General features: G+C 63.0%; 17 protein-coding genes. 6 read left to right on the top strand and 11 right to left on the bottom strand.

All coding sequences use genetic code 11. The features are described from left to right. Nucleotides 1–6: 6 nt before the first annotated feature. From RHM60_RS01840 to RHM60_RS01825, 4 genes are all read left to right on the top strand, one after another. Complete coding sequence (locus tag RHM60_RS01840; protein ID WP_322213408.1) at nt 7–1,578, top strand: ABC transporter ATP-binding protein; 1,572 nt, start codon at nt 7–9, stop codon at nt 1,576–1,578. A 227-nt stretch (nt 1,579–1,805) separates the two neighbouring features. After that, on the top strand, nt 1,806–2,579 hold the full coding sequence (locus RHM60_RS01835) for a 3-hydroxybutyrate dehydrogenase (protein ID WP_209981403.1): 774 nt from the start codon (nt 1,806–1,808) through the stop codon (nt 2,577–2,579). Between the two features lie 161 nt (nt 2,580–2,740). Beyond that, nucleotides 2,741–5,278: a PAS domain-containing protein gene (locus RHM60_RS01830; RefSeq protein WP_322213407.1), complete on the top strand. Its 2,538-nt coding sequence runs from the start codon at nt 2,741–2,743 to the stop codon at nt 5,276–5,278. 43 nt (nt 5,279–5,321) lie between these two features. Then, complete coding sequence (locus RHM60_RS01825) at nt 5,322–5,597, top strand: peptidylprolyl isomerase (protein ID WP_057010175.1); 276 nt, start codon at nt 5,322–5,324, stop codon at nt 5,595–5,597. Nucleotides 5,598–6,079: 482 nt separating this feature from the next. Here the strand turns inward: RHM60_RS01825 and RHM60_RS01820 are convergent, their stop codons facing one another. From RHM60_RS01820 to RHM60_RS01785, 8 genes are all read right to left on the bottom strand, one after another. Next, nucleotides 6,080–6,988, bottom strand: coding sequence for a sugar kinase (locus RHM60_RS01820; protein WP_322213406.1), 909 nt, complete (start codon nt 6,986–6,988; stop codon nt 6,080–6,082). A gap of 65 nt (nt 6,989–7,053) precedes the next feature. Further along, on the bottom strand, nt 7,054–8,262 hold the full coding sequence (locus RHM60_RS01815) for an amino acid deaminase (RefSeq protein ID WP_322213405.1): 1,209 nt from the start codon (nt 8,260–8,262) through the stop codon (nt 7,054–7,056). Nucleotides 8,263–8,271: 9 nt separating this feature from the next. Next, entirely contained in the window at nt 8,272–9,036 is a 765-nt protein-coding gene (locus RHM60_RS01810; RefSeq protein ID WP_209981394.1) for an IclR family transcriptional regulator, read from the bottom strand. A 6-nt stretch (nt 9,037–9,042) separates the two neighbouring features. Further along, nucleotides 9,043–9,432, bottom strand: a complete 390-nt coding sequence (locus tag RHM60_RS01805) for a RidA family protein (RefSeq protein WP_209981390.1) — start codon at nt 9,430–9,432, stop codon at nt 9,043–9,045. 16 nt (nt 9,433–9,448) lie between these two features. Further along, the gene (locus tag RHM60_RS01800) at nt 9,449–10,231 is read right to left on the bottom strand and encodes an amino acid ABC transporter ATP-binding protein (protein ID WP_209981388.1); all 783 of its coding nucleotides are present in this window, start codon (nt 10,229–10,231) and stop codon (nt 9,449–9,451) included. Then, the gene (locus RHM60_RS01795) at nt 10,228–10,890 is read right to left on the bottom strand and encodes an amino acid ABC transporter permease (protein WP_322213404.1); all 663 of its coding nucleotides are present in this window, start codon (nt 10,888–10,890) and stop codon (nt 10,228–10,230) included. Before RHM60_RS01795 ends, RHM60_RS01800 begins: the two co-directional genes overlap by 4 nt. An 11-nt stretch (nt 10,891–10,901) precedes the next feature. Beyond that, a complete protein-coding gene (locus tag RHM60_RS01790; protein ID WP_015372301.1) occupies nt 10,902–11,564 on the bottom strand; it encodes an amino acid ABC transporter permease in 663 nt (220 codons plus the stop codon). Between the two features lie 52 nt (nt 11,565–11,616). After that, complete coding sequence (locus RHM60_RS01785) at nt 11,617–12,465, bottom strand: transporter substrate-binding domain-containing protein (RefSeq protein ID WP_322213403.1); 849 nt, start codon at nt 12,463–12,465, stop codon at nt 11,617–11,619. A gap of 319 nt (nt 12,466–12,784) precedes the next feature. Between RHM60_RS01785 and RHM60_RS01780 the strand changes: the two genes are divergently transcribed. Further along, nucleotides 12,785–13,033: a hypothetical protein gene (locus RHM60_RS01780; RefSeq protein WP_209981383.1), complete on the top strand. Its 249-nt coding sequence runs from the start codon at nt 12,785–12,787 to the stop codon at nt 13,031–13,033. Between the two features lie 91 nt (nt 13,034–13,124). Continuing rightward, nucleotides 13,125–13,478 carry a thioredoxin family protein gene (locus RHM60_RS01775; RefSeq protein WP_322213401.1) on the top strand — a complete coding sequence of 118 codons (354 nt, stop codon included), beginning with the start codon at nt 13,125–13,127 and terminating at the stop codon, nt 13,476–13,478. Here RHM60_RS01775 and RHM60_RS01770 read toward each other — a convergent pair. From RHM60_RS01770 to RHM60_RS01760, 3 genes are all read right to left on the bottom strand, one after another. Further along, a complete protein-coding gene (locus RHM60_RS01770) occupies nt 13,438–15,003 on the bottom strand; it encodes a TerC family protein (protein ID WP_322213400.1) in 1,566 nt (521 codons plus the stop codon). The genes RHM60_RS01775 and RHM60_RS01770 overlap by 41 nt on opposite strands. A 532-nt stretch (nt 15,004–15,535) precedes the next feature. After that, nucleotides 15,536–16,369: a glutathione-dependent disulfide-bond oxidoreductase gene (gene yghU / locus RHM60_RS01765; RefSeq protein WP_231423675.1), complete on the bottom strand. Its 834-nt coding sequence runs from the start codon at nt 16,367–16,369 to the stop codon at nt 15,536–15,538. Nucleotides 16,370–16,459: 90 nt separating this feature from the next. Next, nucleotides 16,460–17,227, bottom strand: a complete 768-nt coding sequence (locus RHM60_RS01760; protein ID WP_322213399.1) for an SDR family oxidoreductase — start codon at nt 17,225–17,227, stop codon at nt 16,460–16,462. Nucleotides 17,228–17,338: the final 111 nt, after the last annotated feature.

Raw genomic sequence — 17,338 nt, 5'->3', positions numbered from 1 at the left:
CTGCCTATGAACCTCATCGAAATCCGCGACCTGTGCGTCGCGTTCAGCGGCCAGACCGTGGTGCGCAACCTCAGCCTGGACGTGCGCGAGGGCGAATGCCTGGCGCTGGTGGGCGAGTCGGGCTCGGGCAAGTCGGTGACCGCCCACTCGATCCTGCAACTGCTGCCCGAAGCCGGCACCCACACCACAGGCTCGGTGAAATACCGTGACCAGCAATTGGTCGGCGCAGCGCCCGCCACCTTGCAGAAACTGCGCGGCAATCGCATTGCGATGATCTTTCAGGAGCCGATGACCTCGCTCAACCCGCTGCACAGCATCGAAAAGCAGATCGGCGAAACCCTGCTGCTGCACAAAGGCCTGGGCGGCAAGGCGGCGCAGGCGCGCATCCTCGAACTGCTCGAACTGGTGGGCATTCAAAACCCCCGGGAGCGCCTCAAGGCCTATCCGCACCAACTGTCCGGCGGCCAGCGCCAGCGGGTGATGATCGCCATGGCGCTGGCCTGCGAGCCGCAACTGCTGATCGCCGACGAACCCACCACCGCGCTGGACGTGACCGTGCAGCGCAAGATCCTGCTGCTGCTCAAGTCGCTGCAGCAACGTCTGGGCATGTCGCTGCTGCTGATCAGCCACGACCTCAACCTGGTGCGCAGCATTGCCCAGCGCGTGTGCGTGATGCGGGCCGGCGAGATTGTCGAACAGGCCGCGTGCGAAACCCTGTTCACCGCGCCGCAGCACCCTTACAGCCGGTTGCTGCTCGACGCCGAGCCCTCGGGCGAAGCGTTGTGCAGCGACACCCGCGAAACGGTGTTGCAGGTGGACGACCTGAGCGTGAAATTTGCGCTGGGCGGCGGGCTGTTTCGCCGCAAGACGTATCTGCAGGCGGTGGACGGCATCAGCCTCAGCGTGCAACGCGGCAAGACCCTGGGGATTGTCGGCGAATCGGGCTCGGGTAAATCCACCCTGGGCCAGGCGATCCTGCGCCTGCTCGACTCCACCGGCAGCATTCGCTTCCAGGACGCAGCCCTCGACCCCCTCAGCCATCAGCAGATGCGCCCGTGGCGCAAACAGATGCAGGTGGTGTTTCAGGATCCTTACGGCAGCCTCAGCCCGCGCATGTCGGTGCAGCAGATCATCGGCGAAGGGCTGGAAGTGCATGCACCGTGCAGCCTGGCCGAACGCGATGCGCAAGTAATCCAGGTGCTCAGGGACGTGGGCCTGGACCCGGCCAGCCGGCATCGCTACCCCCACGAATTCTCCGGCGGCCAGCGCCAGCGCATCGCCATCGCCCGCGCGCTGGTGCTCAAGCCGGCGCTGATGCTGCTGGACGAACCCACCTCGGCGCTGGACCGCACGGTGCAAAAACAGGTGGTGACGCTGCTGCGCGAACTTCAAGAAAAATATGGCCTGACGTATCTGTTTATCAGCCATGATCTGCCGGTGGTACGCGCCATGGCCCACGACATGATTGTGGTCAAGGACGGCAAGGTGGTGGAGCGCGGGCCGAGCCATCAGGTGTTCGACGCGCCGCAGCACGCCTACACCCGGGAACTCCTGGCCGCCGCGCACATTGCACGGTAAGAAATACAGGAAACCCATCACTTGTGGCGAGCGGGCTTGTCCCACGTTGGGGTGCGAAGCGCCCCCAATCCAGCAAAACGCGGTGTACCTGATACGACTCAGCGCCTGGTTTTGGGGCTGCTGCGCAGCCCAACGCAGGACAAGCCTGCTCGCCACAGGGAATCTGCGCTTAACTGAACGGCATCGGGGCTTAACCGCTCGCCACAACGCAATTGTGTGAGGTGTTTATGACGAATTTGCATGGCAGGACCGCCCTGGTCACCGGTTCCACCAGCGGCATCGGCCTGGGGATCGCGCTGAGCCTGGCCGAGGCCGGTGCCGACCTGATCCTCAACGGCTTCGGCGACGCCGACGCAGTGATCGCCCAGGTGCAGGCGTTCGGCGGCAAGGTCGGCCATCACCCGGCCGACGTCAGCGACCCGGCGCAGCTCGCCGACCTGTTCGCCTATGCCGAGCGCGAATTCGGCGGCGTGGATATCCTCGTCAACAATGCCGGCATCCAGCACGTGGCGGCGGTGGAAGACTTCCCGGTGGAGCGCTGGGATTCGATCATTGCGATCAACCTGTCCTCGGTGTTCCACACCACGCGCCTGGGCCTGCCGGGCATGAAGGCCAAGGGCTGGGGGCGCATCATCAACATTGCCTCGGTGCACGGTCAGGTCGGTTCGGTGGGCAAGGCGGCGTATGTGGCGGCCAAGCACGGCGTGATCGGCCTGACCAAGGTGGTGGGCCTGGAGACGGCTGCCAGCAACGTCACCTGCAATGCGATCTGCCCCGGCTGGGTGTTGACTCCGCTGGTGCAGAAGCAGATCGATGATCGCATCGCCAAGGGCGTCGACCCGCAGCAGGCGCAGCATGATTTGCTCGCCGAAAAACAGCCGTCGCTTGAGTTCGTCACACCGCCGCAACTGGGTGAGCTGGTGTTGTTCCTCTGCAGCGACGCCGGCAGTCAGGTACGCGGCGCCGCCTGGAACATCGACGGCGGCTGGCTGGCGCAATAGTGCAAGGCTTTACCCCTGAAGATGAAAGGTTTCAGCTCATCGGAGGGTTTTAGAGAAAAACCCCCAGGGCATGCTATTTTTCGAGGGTAGTCACCCGGCCGTTTCCCACGGGATAATGGGTGTTGTCATTTTTTCAAAGCGTCAGGCTCAGGGCTTTTTTCATGAATGGAACATCCACCGGTAGCGAAGCCGGCGCATTGATTGCGCGGCTGGACTGGGCACGAAGCCCCCTCGGTGAGGCCAATGACTGGCCGCAAAGCCTGCGTACCGCAGTGGATATCGTCGTGCATTCGCCGATGCCGATGCTGCTGCTGTGGGGCCGCGACCTTATCCAGTTGTATAACGATGGTTTTGCCCAACTGGCCGGCAACAAGCACCCGGACGCACTGGGGCAGCCGGCGCATCACACCTGGCCGGAACTGCAGGACTTCACCGCCCCCATCTACGACGCCGTACTCGGCGGCCAGGTGCGCACCTTCAGCGAGCAGCGCTTTGTGCTGCAACGCGAGGGGCGCGACGCCGAGATCTGGCTCGACCTCACCTACAGCCCGGTGCGCGATGAAAGCCGCCAGGTCGCTGGTATCCTGGTCACCGCCATCGAGACCAACGAGCGCCGCCGCAAGGCCATCGAGCTGCAACAACGCTCCGAAGACAGCCTCAAGGCCCAGCACAACACCGAGCAACGCCTGCAACTGGCACTGGCGGCGACCGACGCGGTGGGCACCTGGGACTGGGATATCGGCGAAGACCGCTTTATCGCCGACGCGCATTTCGCCTTCCTCCACAGCGTCGACCCCGATCAGGCCAGCCTGTTGCCGATCAGCGACTACCTGTTGGGCGTGCACCCCGAAGACCGTGGCATGGTCACGCGCAGCATCAAGCATTGCATCACCTTCGGCACCGAATACGCCGAGGAATACCGCCTGATGCAGGCCGACGGCGAAGTGCGCTGGGTATTCGCCCGCGGTCGTTGCTACAAGGATCCCCAGGGGCGGCCGGCGCGCTTCCTCGGTGCCGCGCTGGACCTCACCGAACGCAAGCACACCGAACAGGCCCTGCGCCAAAGCCAGACCGAGCTGCAACTGATCATCAACGCGATGCCGGTGCTGATCGGCTATGTCGACCATGAACAGCGGTTTCGCCTGAACAACAGCGCTTACCTCGAGTGGTACGGCATGACGCCCCAGGAGCTGTACGGCAAGACCATCCGCGAAGTGCTCGGCGACGAGGTGTATGCCGGCCGCCAGGACAAGATCGCCGCTGCCCTGCGCGGCAAGGCCTGCAGCTTCATGACCCTCACGCCGCATCGCGACGGGCGCCCGCGCCATGCGCTGATGAAGTACCTGCCGCGGTTCAGCAACGACGGTTCGGTAAACGGTTTTTATATCTTTGTGATCGACGAGACCGAACGCAAGCTCACCGAAGAAGCCCTGCGCCACCTCAACGAGAACCTCGAAGAACGCGTGGCCCAGCGCACCCAGGCGCTGGCCGAGGCCAACCAGCGCCTGCAGAACGAGATGTACGAACGCGAGCGCGCCGAAGACGCGCTGCGCCACGCGCAAAAAATGGAAGCGGTGGGCCAGCTCACCGGCGGCATCGCCCATGACTTCAACAACATGCTCACCGGCATCATCGGCAGCCTCGACCTGATGCAGCGCTACATCGCCGGCGGGCGCAGCGAAGAGATCGGCCGCTTTGCCGACGCCGCCGTGTCCTCCGCCCACCGCGCGGCCGCCCTCACCCACCGGCTGCTGGCGTTCTCGCGGCGCCAGTCGCTCGACCGCCAGCCCACCGACCCCAATCAACTGGTGGCGTCGCTGGAGGATCTGTTCCAACGCACCAAAGGCGCACACATCTCGCTCAAGGTGCAACTGGGCCAGGACATCTGGCCGGTCAACACCGACGCCAGCCAGCTGGAAAACGCCCTGCTCAACCTGGTGATCAACGCCCGCGATGCGATGCCCGATGGCGGCGAACTGCTGATCGAAACCGCCAACAGTTACCTGGACGGCACCGATATCACCACCCTCGAACCGGTCAAGGCCGGCGACTACGTGATGCTGGGCGTGAGCGACAACGGCAGCGGCATGGCGCCGAAAATTCTCGCCAAGGCGTTCGATCCGTTCTTCACCACCAAGCCCATCGGCCAGGGCACCGGCCTGGGCTTGTCGATGATCTACGGGTTTGCCCAGCAGTCCGGCGGCCATGTCACCATCCAGAGCGAACCGGGCCAGGGCACCTGCGTGCGCCTGTACCTGCCGCGCCTGCACGGCACCGCGCTGGAAAGCAGTTTGCCGACGCACTTGAGCGAAGCGCCGGTGGCCCTGGCCGGTGAAGCGGTGGTGGTGGTCGAGGACGACGCAGCAGTGCGCATGCTGGTGGTCAATGTGCTCGACGAACTCGGCTACACCGCACACCAGGCGGCGGATGCCCGCGCGGCGCTGCCGTTGCTGGAGTCGGATTTGCGCGTCGACCTGCTGGTGACCGACGTCGGCCTGCCGGGCATGAACGGCCGGCAACTGGCAGAAATCGCACGCCAGCATCGTCCCGGTCTGCGCGTGTTGTTCATGACCGGTTACGCCGAGAAAGCCGCCGAGCGCCAGGGCTTCCTGGAGGACGGCATGGACATGGTGGCCAAGCCGTTTTCCATTGATCTGCTGGCCACCAAAATCCGCAGCATGATCGGCGTGGCCGAATGAGTTCAGGCATAATCGCGCGCCGTCGCCCACCTGGTAGAACACGATGAAAGCCCAAGCCCGTCATATCCTGGTGAAAACCAGCGAAGAAGCCGAACAACTCAAGCAGCGCATCGCCAAGGGCGAAGCCTTCGATGTGCTGGCCAGGAAGTATTCCACCTGCCCATCGGGCAAGCGCGGCGGTGATTTGGGTGAAGTGCGACCGGGGCAGATGGTGGGGGCGATTGATGCGGTGATCTTCAAGAAGCCCGTGAAGGTGGTTCACGGGCCGATCAAGAGCAAGTTCGGGTATCACCTGGTGCAGGTGTTTTACCGGGATTGAGGGGTTGGCCTTGCACCGCTATCGGGGGCAAGCCCTAATGCCGTTCAGTTAAGCCAATGTGATGCTCGAAGCTACGAGCGGTGCGACTTTTCGGTGTACATATCGGTTTGTTCGGTAACGGCGACTTAGGGTTCCGCCCTGACGGCGGGTCACTTTTGGAAAAGAGCCCGGAATGCCGGCCCAGCCAAAAGTAACCAAAAGGGCTCTTGCCCCAACACTCGGCACCTCGCCCAGGCTCGGTGTGCCCGAACGCAGGCTTTGGAGCGTGGGCCGCCGCGATGGGCCATCCTTGGCCCAGCGCGGCTAACCCGGCGTCCTGCCGGGTTACCCACGCTCCAAAACCTGCGTTCGGCCAGCGTGTTTGACGGGGCGCTCCAGATCAAAAGCAAAAGCGCGGCGGCCTGAGAGCCGACCGGAATGGGGAATGTGAACGCGATTAAATGTGGGAGGGGGCTTGCTCCCGATCCGCCCCGGGCGGCCATTCACCCCCGAGGTATCAGCGCCCCCGGCACCTGAATCACTCGACTCGCCAACCGATGCCCCGCCAGTGCAGCCTCCTGCGGCGAACCGCCCTTGAGCCGGGCGGCCAGGTATGCCGCGCTGAACGAATCTCCCGCCGCTGTCGTATCCACCACCGTTTCGACCTTCAATGCCGGCACGGCAACGCGTGCGCCGTCGCAGCGAATCCGGCACTCATCCGCGCCGCGCTTGAGCACCACCTCGGTAATCGCCGGGTACGCCGCGAACACCTGCTCGCTGTCGGCATAACCGAACAACGCTTGTTCGTCGTCTTCGGTGAGCAAGGCAATGTCCACCTCGGCCATGACCTTGCGATACGCCACCCGCGCTGCCTCGATATCGGCCCACAGGCGTGGCCGGTAATTGTTGTCGAACACCACCTTGCCGCCGCGCCTGCGGGTTTCGGCCAGCGCCAGCAACAAACGCCCACGGCCGATTTCACCCAATACCGCCAGGGTGATGCCGCTGAAATACACCAGGTCATAGCCCGGCAACGCCGCCAGGATCGGCTCGGCCGCAGGCGTGGTGAAACAGTCGCGCACCGCCGCTTCGTTGCGCCAGTAGAGAAATTTACGCTCGCCATTGGCGTCGGTCTGGATGCAATACAAGCCCGGCAGACGCCCCGGCAGGCGTTGGACCATGCCCAGCCCCAGGCCCTCGTCGGTCCACTGCCGGCACATGGCATCGCTGAAACTGTCATCGCCCAGGGCGGTGACGTAGTCGACGGTGCCGACTGCGCCCAGCTCGCGGCGCAGGTACACCGCCGTGTTCAGGGTATCGCCGCCGAAGCTCTGGTGCAGGCTGCCGTCGGCGCGGTGTTGCAGTTCGATCATGCATTCGCCGATCAGGGCGATGCGCGGTTGGGTGGTCATGGCGATGCTCTCCGGTGTGGCGGATGGCCTCATCGCAGGCAAGCCAGCGATGAAGGCAACGCGGTCTAAAAACAGGTACGCAGGGACTCGATCACGCGCAACTCGTCATCCACCAGGCAGCCCACCTGCCACTTGTCAAAGGTCAGGCAAGGGTGTGACGTGCCGAACGAAATGATGTCGCCAATTCGCAGTTCAACCTGCGGCGCCACTGTCATGAACGCATGCTGGTCCATCACCGCAGTGACCTGGCACGCACTCACGTCATCGCCCTCGGCCGGCACGATGCCAGCCCTGTAGCGTTTGAGCGGCACCGGCAGACCGGCGTCAAAGGCCACGTCGCGCTTGCCCAGGGCGATCACCGCAAAGCCGGGTTCGGGCAGCGACTGCACGTGGGCCCAGACTTCCATGGCCGGGCGCAGCCCTTCGTCGAGGTCACTGCGCCGGTCGAGCACGCAGCATTGCGCGTCCTTGTAGATACCGTGGTCGTGGGCCACGTAGCTGCCCGGGCGCAATACGCTGAGGAAACGGCCGGCGGCGTTCTGCTGTTCGAAGGACGCGGCGATCAGGTCGTACCACGCCGAGCCCGAGGCGGTGACGATGGGCTTGGCGAGGTCGAATGCGTCGTTGTCCTGCAGGTCCACCGCCAGGCGCACCAGGCTCGCGGCGAAGTCGCGGATGCCGCTGATGGCGTGCTCGCCGTGGATCACCCCTTCGTAGCCTTCGATACCGGTGAGGGCCAGGGCCGACTGGGCTTTGATCGCCGCCGCCAGGTCGCGCACCTGCTGCTCGCTGCGGCAACCGCAGCGGCCGCCGACCACGCCGTATTCGATCATCACGTTCAGGCGCAGGCCGCGCGCGGCGAAGAACAGGCCCAAGTCGGCGACGTTGTCCGGGTGGTCGACCATGCAATGGAAGTCGAACTGCGGGTCCTCCAGCAACTCGGCGATCAGCGCCATGTTCGGCGCGCCCACCAGTTGGTTGGCCATCAACACCCGGCGCACGCCACCGGCGTAGGCGGCGCGGGTCTGCACCGCGTTGGCGAGGGTGATGCCCCAGGCGCCAGCGGCAAGCTGACGCTGAAACAGCGCCGGCATCATGCTGGTCTTGCCGTGGGGCGCGAGTTCGGCGCCGCTGCTGCGGACAAAATTCTGCATCCAGCGAATGTTGTGTTCCAGGGCGTCGCGGTGCAGGACCAGGGCCGGCAGGCTGACGTCGCGGACCAGATGGGCACCGACGGCGGCGGCGCCTTTTTCAACGGCGTTGAGGGCGGACATGCAAAACTCCTATTCGTTGATGCGCCGGGCCAACTGGTTGGCGCTGTCGATCAACACCCGGCGGTAATCGTTGTAATGGGTAATTGCGTCGGCCCGTGGCGCGACGATGCACAGGGTGGCAATGCTTACCCCCTGGGCGTCCCGTACCGGGGCGGCGAAGCAGTGGGTGAAGGTGTCGGCCACGCTGTCGAAGGAAAAGAAGCCGTCGAGGGTGGCCTGGCGGATCTGCGCCAGGAAGGTGTCCAGCGCCAGGCGCTGGCCGTCCGGCAGGATGAAGTCGTCGGGGTCGATCAGGTCGATGATCTGCTGGTCGCTCAGGTGCCCGAGCAACAGGCGCCCGGAGGCAGTCCACGGGATCGGCGCGTTTTCGCCGATGTCCGAGGAAATACGGAAATGCCGCTCGCCCTCGCGCATCAGCGCCACCGTGTATTTGCGCCCGTTGAGCAGGCACATCTGCGCGGTTTCGTGGGTCTGGCTGACGATTTCCTGCAAGGCGTGGTCGGCCTCGCGGGTCAGGTCGAAATGGCGCAGGTGCGCCTGGCCGAGAAAATACAGCTGGCGGCCCAGATAGACGTGGCCGTCCTTGCCCACGGTCTCCAGAATGCGCCGCTCCAGCAGCGAGGCGACCAGTTCGTAGACCGTGGATTTGGGGCTGCCGATGCCGCTGGCAATATCATTCGGACGCAGGGGCTGGCCGACCTCCTTGAGAAAATCGAGGATATCGAATGCCCGGTCCAGGCCCTTGGCGCGGCGTTTGATGGGGTCTTCGGTCATGGCAGTTCAGCCCTTTTTCCTGTAGGCCACACAATCGATCTCCACCTTGCAATCCACCATCATGCTGGCCTGCACACAGGCCCGCGCCGGGGCGTGTTCCGGGGTGAAGTATTCGCCGAAGACCTTGTTGAAACTCCAGAAGTCGCGCGGGTCTTCCAGCCAGACGCCGACGCGTACCACGTCTTTCAACTCGTAGCCGGCCTCTTCGAGGATCGCCACCACATTGCGCAGGGTCTGCCGGGTTTGCTCGATGATCCCGCCGGTGATGATTTCGCCGTCCACCGCAGGCACCTGGCCTGACACATAAAGCCAACCGTCGGCTTCCACCGCGCGGGCAAAAGGACGAGGCTGACCACCTCCGGCGGTGCTGCCGGCTCCGTAACGAGTAATGCTCATAAAAACAGGCTCCTGATTAAAAACGAATGTTCTTCAAAAATTCCGCCAGGCGCGGCGATTGCGGCCGCTCGAACACCTCTTTCGCGCTGCCCTGCTCTTCAATGCGGCCCTGGTTCATAAAGACGATTTTGTCCGAGACTTCATAGGCAAAGCGCATCTCGTGGGTGACCAGCAACATGGTCATGCCCTCCTCGGCCAGGCCCTTGATCACACTGAGCACTTCGCCGACCAGCTCCGGGTCGAGGGCCGAGGTGACTTCGTCGAACAGCATCAGGCTGGGGTTCATCGCAATGGCCCGGGCGATCGCCACACGTTGCTGCTGACCGCCGGACAACTGGCCGGGAAAGTGATTGCGCCGTTCCAGCAGCCCCACGCGGTCCAGCCATTTTTCGGCCAGTGCCACCGCCTCGTCCCTGGGCATCTTCTTGACTTTCAACAGGCCCAACGTGACGTTCTGCAACGCCGTCAGATGGGGGAACAGGTTGAACTGCTGGAACGCCATGCCGGTCATCGCGCGGTGCCGGGCGATCATACGCTCCGGGTGGCGCACGCGCTTGCCGCTGCTTTCGCTGTAGCCGATGGACTCACCCTCCAGGGTGATCTGCCCGCCCTGGAACTCTTCGAGCAGGTTGACGCAGCGCAACAGCGTGGTCTTGCCCGAGCCGCTCGAGCCGATCAGCGTTACCACGTTGCCGCGCTGCAGGCTCAGGTCGACGCCTTTGAGCACTTCGAGCTCGCCGTAGTGTTTGTGCAGGCCGCGAATGTCCAGCAGCGGTTGGGTTGTTTGAGGCTGGTTCATGGCAAGGCCACCCGTTTTTCAATGTAGCGCCCGAATAATTCAATGGCGTAGTTGATGACAAAGAACAGAAAGCCCGCGAACAGGTAGAACTCCAGGGTCATGAAGGTGCGTGCGATCACCTGCTGGGTGCTGAGCAGCAGCTCGGCCACGCCGATCACCGAGAGCAACGTCGAGGCTTTGACGATTTCCGTGGACGAATTGACCCAGGTCGGCAGGATCTGGCGCAGCGCCTGGGGCAACAGCACGTAGCCCAGCGACTGGTAGAACGTCAGCCCAATCGCCCGGCCCGCTTCGATTTGCCCACGGGGGATGGCCTGCAGGGCGCCGCGCACGATTTCTGCCACATGGGAACCGCAGAACAGCGTGAGCCCGACCGCACCGGCCTGGAACGCGCTGATCTGCCAGCCGAGCGCCGGCAGCATGTAGAAACATGCCAGCACCAGCACGAACACCGGCGTGCCACGGATCAGGTCGACATACAGGCGAAACGGCGCGCGCATCCAGAACCTGCCGTAGGTGAGGATCAAGCCGGCGACAATGCCGATCAGGGTGCCGAAAAGTATCGCCAGGGCCGACACGTAGACGCTGGCCTGGAAGCCGGCCCAAAGCGTGTCACGGGCGATCCACAGTTCCTGCAGCCAACTGGGGGATTGATACATGGAGGCCGCTCCTAACGACGGATCGCCAAGCGCTGTTCCAGGTAGCGGAGCAGCATGGCGATGAGGTAACAGGCAGCCACGTAGAGCGCCGTCGTGACCAGCCAGGTTTCGATCACCCGGTAGCTTTCGACATTGATCTTACGGGCGTAATAAGTCAGCTCGGGCACCGCGATGGCGGCGGCCAGTGACGTGTCCTTGAACAGCGAAATAAAGTTGTTCGACAGCGCCGGCAGCACGTTGCGCAGCATGACCGGCACGCTGATGTACGCGCGAATCCGCCACTCGCCCAGGCCGATGGCCAGGCCGGCTTCGCGCAGGCCCTTGGGGATATTCAACAGGCCGGCGCGGAACACTTCGGTGAGGTAGGCACCGGCGTACAGCGACAGGGTGATGATGAACGAGGGGATCTTGTCCAGGCGGATACCCAGGCTCGGCAAGGCGAAGTAGATCAACAGGATCAGCACCAGGATCGGCGTATTGCGCACCACTGTGACGTACACCGAGGCGAGGATGCGCAAGGCACGGTGCCGGGACAGCATGGCGAAGGCCATCAACAGGCCAATCACGCAACCGATGGCGATCGAGATCAACGCCAGCGTCAGGCCCAGGCCGAGCCCCGCCAGCAAGGTGTCGAAGTCGCGCCACACGGCGGCAAAGTTCAACTGATAGTTCATGGTTGGCAGCACCTGCTCGGGGCGTCGTCGGCGACGCCCCAGGGTTTACGATTTACTTGAACTCAACCGGGAAGCCGATCGCGGGTTCCGGCAGGTCCACGCCAAACCACTGCTTGAACGAGGCCTTGTAGGTGGGGAACTCCACGCCGGTCATGGCTTCATGCAGGGCGGTATTGACGAAGTTCAGCCAGTCCTGATCGCCACGCTTGACCGCGCACGCATAGGTCTGCGGGCTCCAGGCGTAGGTCGGGCTGCGGTAGCGGCCGGGGTTCTGCACCATCAGGTACTTGACCGAAGACTGGTCGGTAGCGGCGGCATCGGCGCGCCCGGAGTTCACGGCCTGGTACATCAGGTCGACGCTGTCGTACTGATCGACCCTGGCCTTGGGCAGTGCCTGGTGCACCAGTTCTTCGGCGTACACGTTCTGCAGCACGGCCACGGTGACGCTGTCGCCTGCGGCCTGCAGGTCTTCGATCTCTTTATATTTGCTGTTGTTGGGCAGCAGCAGGCCCACGCCTTCGCGGTAGTACGGCAGGGTGAACGCCACCTGTTGCGCACGGCTGGCGGTGACGGTGATGAACTGGCACGTCATGTCGACCTTGTCGGTCAGCAGGTTGGGAATGCGCGCGTCGGACGACTGCACCACGAACTCGACCTTGCTCGGATCATTGAACAGCCCCTTGGCGACGATGCGGCCGATATCGATATCGAACCCCTGCAACTTGCCATCCGCGCCCTGGAAGTGCCACGGCGCATTGGTGCTGCCGGTGCCCACGATCAGATGCCCGCGCTTGAGCACGGCATCGAGCTTGCTGTCCGCCGCCTGCACCAGGCCGGCAAGGGACGCCGAGGCGGCGAAAAGAAAAACACACGCGTTGAAAGCGAAAGGTCGGTGATGCATGGCGAGCACTCCAGGGGCTGTATATTCCGCTATAACGGAACTTGGTATGTAACAACGGAATAGACAGCAGAAAGTGTGCCACTGCCGCTGACAGAACACCATGGCAGGAATAAACCTGTTGATAATCAAGCGGATGAATAGCGCGGCGAAATGCAGCAGTGCGTCGGCATTTCCTATTGCAGTGCTACCCAGGGCCTCATACAGGCGTGACAGCGCCATGCCAGTGCGTCACGCCCTGTTACCGGGCGCAGCGCCTTCTGGAAAAATCCCGGCGCTGGACTAGCCTTTGGCACACCTCTGACGACAAGGAATGCGCCCGATGAAGCTTCGTCTCACCCTGCTGCTGCTCACCCTGCTGGCAGCCAACAGCGCCTGGGCCAGCAACGACCGCCGCGAATGCAAGGAAGAACTGCAGAAACTCAAGGAAGCGTTCAACGTCGACTACACCAGCCAGAACCACCATGGCTACCGCGAGGCGAAGGCGTCCCGCGACAATGAGGAATACCGCAAATGCGCCGGCCAGGCGCGCAAGGCGCGCGAACGCATAGAGCGTGACCGCGATGCTTGATACCTGTGAAGGTTGACAGTAGACGCTGAGGATCGGCCGCTTTAGCGTACCGGTGGCGGCTGTTCAGGCCGGGTGCGCAAGGAGGATCGTCATGGGCGCTGCAAATAGGGTCATCAATGACCTCAAGGAATACGAGAGCATCCTCAAGGAACACGAGCGGGTAATCGTTCTGTTTACCTCACCCTACTGCCAGGCGTGCCTGGGAGTCGGCCCGCGCTTTGAACGCATCGCGGCAAAATACGCCCACAGCATCAAGAGTCTGCTGTTGGACACCACGCAGACACCGAAGATCGAAGGCGTGGACGGCACCCCGACCCTGGTGGTGTATAAAAATGCCCAGGAGGTGGAGAACCTCAAGGGCATCGGTGACCCGCAGGACCAGGAAGCATTTCTGGAGGACGTGTTTAAAGACTACGTGCCGACGGCACCAGCAACACCTGTGTGACCCGCCGCTCCTCCACCGCCGCCACCGTCAGGCGCCAGCCCTCATGCTCCAGGCTATCGCCCAGTACCGGCAGGCGGTCCAGCAGGCTCATCACCAGCCCGGCCAGCGTCTGATAGTCCTCGGTCGCCGCCGCCTTGAAACCGGTGCGCTGACGCACCTGGTTCAGGTTCAACGCACCATTGGCGCGAAAGCCCGCGCCCTCCTCGACGATATCCGGCCCTTCGATCTCGCTGGCGTCCGGTAATTCGCCGGCGATGGACTCGAGGATGTCGGTCATGCTCAACACCCCCATGAAGTCGCCGAATTCGTTGATCACGAAGGCGATGTGGGTGGATTCCTGGCGCATCTGCTCCAGGGCATTGAGGATCGAGAAACTGTCCAGCAGGTTGATCGCCCGGCGCGCGAGGTGTTCCAGGTTAGGCGCGTTGCCGGCCAGGTACTCCTTGAGCAGTTCCTTTTTGTGCACAAAGCCCAGCGGTTCATCCACCGCGCCGTTGCGGATCAGCGGCAGACGCGAGTAGGACGAGTGCATGAGTGTTCGACGAATCGTCTCGGCGTCGTCCGCCAGATCGATGCAGTCGACCTTGGCCCGTGGCGTCATCAGGGTGCGGATCGGCCGTTCGGCCAGTTGCAGCACGCCGCTGATCATTACCCGTTCACGTCGGTCGAACAGTGGGCCCTGGGCGGCATCCGCCTCGCCCAGCAGGTCGGCGACGTCGTCATCCACCTCTTCCACCGCCAGGCGGCGCCCGCCCAGCAGGCGCATCACCGCATGGGCGGTGCGCTCACGCACTGGCAACACGCCCTGCGCCGACTTCTTGCGGCGCGCCCGCGCGATCTGGTTGAAGATCTCGATCAGGATCGAGAAACCAATCGCGGCGTACAGGTAGCCCTTGGGAATATGGAAGCCCAGGCCTTCGGCGGTCAGCGCGAAGCCGATCATCATCAAAAAGCCCAGGCACAGCATGATCACCGTCGGGTGTGCATTGACGAAGCGGGTCAGCGGTTTGCTGGCCACGATCATCAGGCCGATGGAAACAATCACCGCGATCATCATCACCGCCAGTTCATCGACCATGCCCACGGCGGTAATCACCGCGTCGAGGGAGAACACCGCGTCGAGCACCACGATCTGCGCCACGATCGGCCAGAACATCGCATACGCCACATTGCCGCTGCGCTGGGCCACATGGCCTTCAAGGCGCTCGTGCAACTCCATGGTGGCCTTGAACAGCAGGAATACACCGCCAAACAGCATGATCAGGTCACGGCCGGAGAAGCTCTTGTCGAACACCTCGAACAACGGCTGAGTGAGAGTGACCAGCCAGGAAATACTCGCCAGCAGGCCCAGGCGCATCAGCAGCGCCAGGGACAGGCCGATCAACCGCGCACGGTCGCGCTGCTCAGGGGGCAGTTTGTCCGCCAGGATCGCGATAAACACCAGGTTGTCGATGCCCAGCACCAGTTCCAGCACAATCAGGGTCGCCAGGCCAAGCCAGGCCGTTGGGTCCGCTATCCATTCCATTTGTATAAGTCTCTGTGTTCAGTTTTCAGGAGACCGGGCACGGCAGTGCGCGATCAGTGGACCGGGACAGGGTTGGCAGTCGGAATACGGGGTGCTTGAGCGGGAACAGCGACGGTGCGTGTCTTGGGGAAAGACGACTGGGAGGCTCCAAGAGGGTGTTCATGCAAGTCCTGCGATGGGAAAAGGACTTGAATCCTACAGCCGAAACATAAATTTCCCACAACGCAAAACTATTACAAGATCTGTAAAGGCGCTGTGGCAACGGTGCCCGCAGTGGCGAGCGCCTCTGTGGCGAGCAGGCTTGTCCTGCGTTGGGCTGCGAAGCAGCCCCAAAGCCAGGCGCTGAGCCGTATCAGGCACACCGCGTTTTGCTCGATTGGGGGCGCTTCGCACCCCAACGCGGGGCAAGCCCGCTCGCCACAACAAATCCACTCCCCACAACAAATCCATTCCCTACAACAAATCCACTCCCCACTACAAATCCATTCGCCATCATTCGCCACAACGAGCCCGGCAGCCAAAACCGCTGAAATCAATCCAGGTCCGCAGCCTCATGCCGCTCCGCCAGTTGCTCGGACACCTCGCCGAACACCCGGTTGACCCGACGCCCGCGCTTGACCGCCGGCCGTGCGTCGATCGCCTTGGCCCAGCGCATCACGTGGGTGTACTCATGCACCGAAAGAAACTCTGCGGCGTCATACAGGCGGCCCAACACCAACCCACCGTACCAGGGCCAGATCGCAATATCGGCAATGCTGTAGGTATCCCCGGCAATGTATTCACTCTCGGCCAGGCGCTTGTCCAGCACATCCAGCTGACGCTTGGCTTCCATGGCAAAGCGATTGATCGGGTACTCCATCTTGCTCGGCGCATAGGCATAGAAATGCCCGAAACCACCGCCCAGGTACGGCGCACTGCCCATCTGCCAAAACAGCCACGACAGGCACTCCGCCCGCGCTGCCGGCTCCGTCGGTAATAACGCAGCGAACTTCTCGGCCAGGTACTGCAGGATCGCGCCGGATTCAAACACGCGAATCGGCGTGGCGCCGCTGTGGTCCATCAGCGCGGGAATCTTGGAGTTCGGGTTCACCGCCACAAACCCGCTGCCGAACTGATCGCCGTCGCCGATCTTGATCAGCCACGCGTCGTATTCGGCGCCGGTATGCCCCAGCGCCAGAAGTTCTTCCAGCAGGATCGTGACCTTCTGCCCATTGGGCGTGGCCAGGGAGTACAGCTGCAACGGATGCTTGCCCACCGGCAGCGCCTTGTCATGGGTGGCACCGGCGATGGGCCGGTTGATGCTGGCGAAGGTGCCGCCACTTTCAGCGTCCCAGGTCCAGACTTTCGGCGGCTGGTAGTCAGTCATGCTCGGTTCTCCCGTGGGTTGCAACAGTAGGTTGGAAACATTTCGATACTGCCAGCCGGGCGACGTTCCATCCAGCGCCAATCGGTGTGCCTACACCCAGCCGCCGTCGACAATGAAGTTCTGCGCCGAACACATCGCCGCCGCGTCCGACGCGAGGAACAACGCCATATTGGCAATATGCTCCGGCAACACGCTGCCCGGCAGGCACTGGCTGCGCGCGATCAAGTCCCTGGCGGCATCGTCCACCCACATCGCCAGTTGCTTCTCGGTCATCACCCAGCCCGGCACCAGCGTGTTCACGCGGATATGGCTGGGCCCCAGCTCACGCGCCAGGGCACGGGTCATACCGTGGGCCGCCGCCTTGCTGGCGGCATAAACGGGGTAGCCGGCCGAGGCCATCATCCAGCCGACGGAGCCCAGGTTGATGATCGAACCGCCGCCCACCTCTTTCATTCCCGGTACCACAGCCTTGGCGGCAAAGAATGCATGCTTGAGGTTGACCGCGATCAACCGGTCGAACGTCTCCGAGTCGACTTCCTCCAGGGTGTGGCGCACATCATTGGCGGCATTGTTCACCAGCACCGTGATCGGCCCCAGCGAATGCTCGAACCGGCCGATAGCCGCGCGATAGCCAATCTCGTCGGTGATGTCGCAGCACACGAACTCGACGGTGTGCCCCTGCGAACTCAACAGCGCCGCCAGGCGTTCGCCCTGGCTTTGCGCACGGTCCACAAACGCCACCTTGGCGCCCTGCGCGGCAAAGGCTCGCACCATGAACTCACCAATGCCCGAAGCACCGCCGGACACCAGCACGGTTTTGCCCTTGAGGTCGGGATACACAGCCTGCGGAATACTCATATAACGGTTGCCTCGATCAATTAGTCTTATTTTATTTTACGAAATCGGCGTTAAAGGCTATAAATTCGCTGTCACACCGACAAAATATCGCTATTAGTAGAACTATTCCAC

The sequence above is a fragment of the Pseudomonas sp. MH9.3 genome, assembly GCF_034354675.1.
In the GTDB taxonomy this organism is placed as follows: Bacteria; Pseudomonadota; Gammaproteobacteria; order Pseudomonadales; family Pseudomonadaceae; genus Aquipseudomonas.
This window is presented reverse-complemented; position numbering and strand designations above follow the sequence as displayed.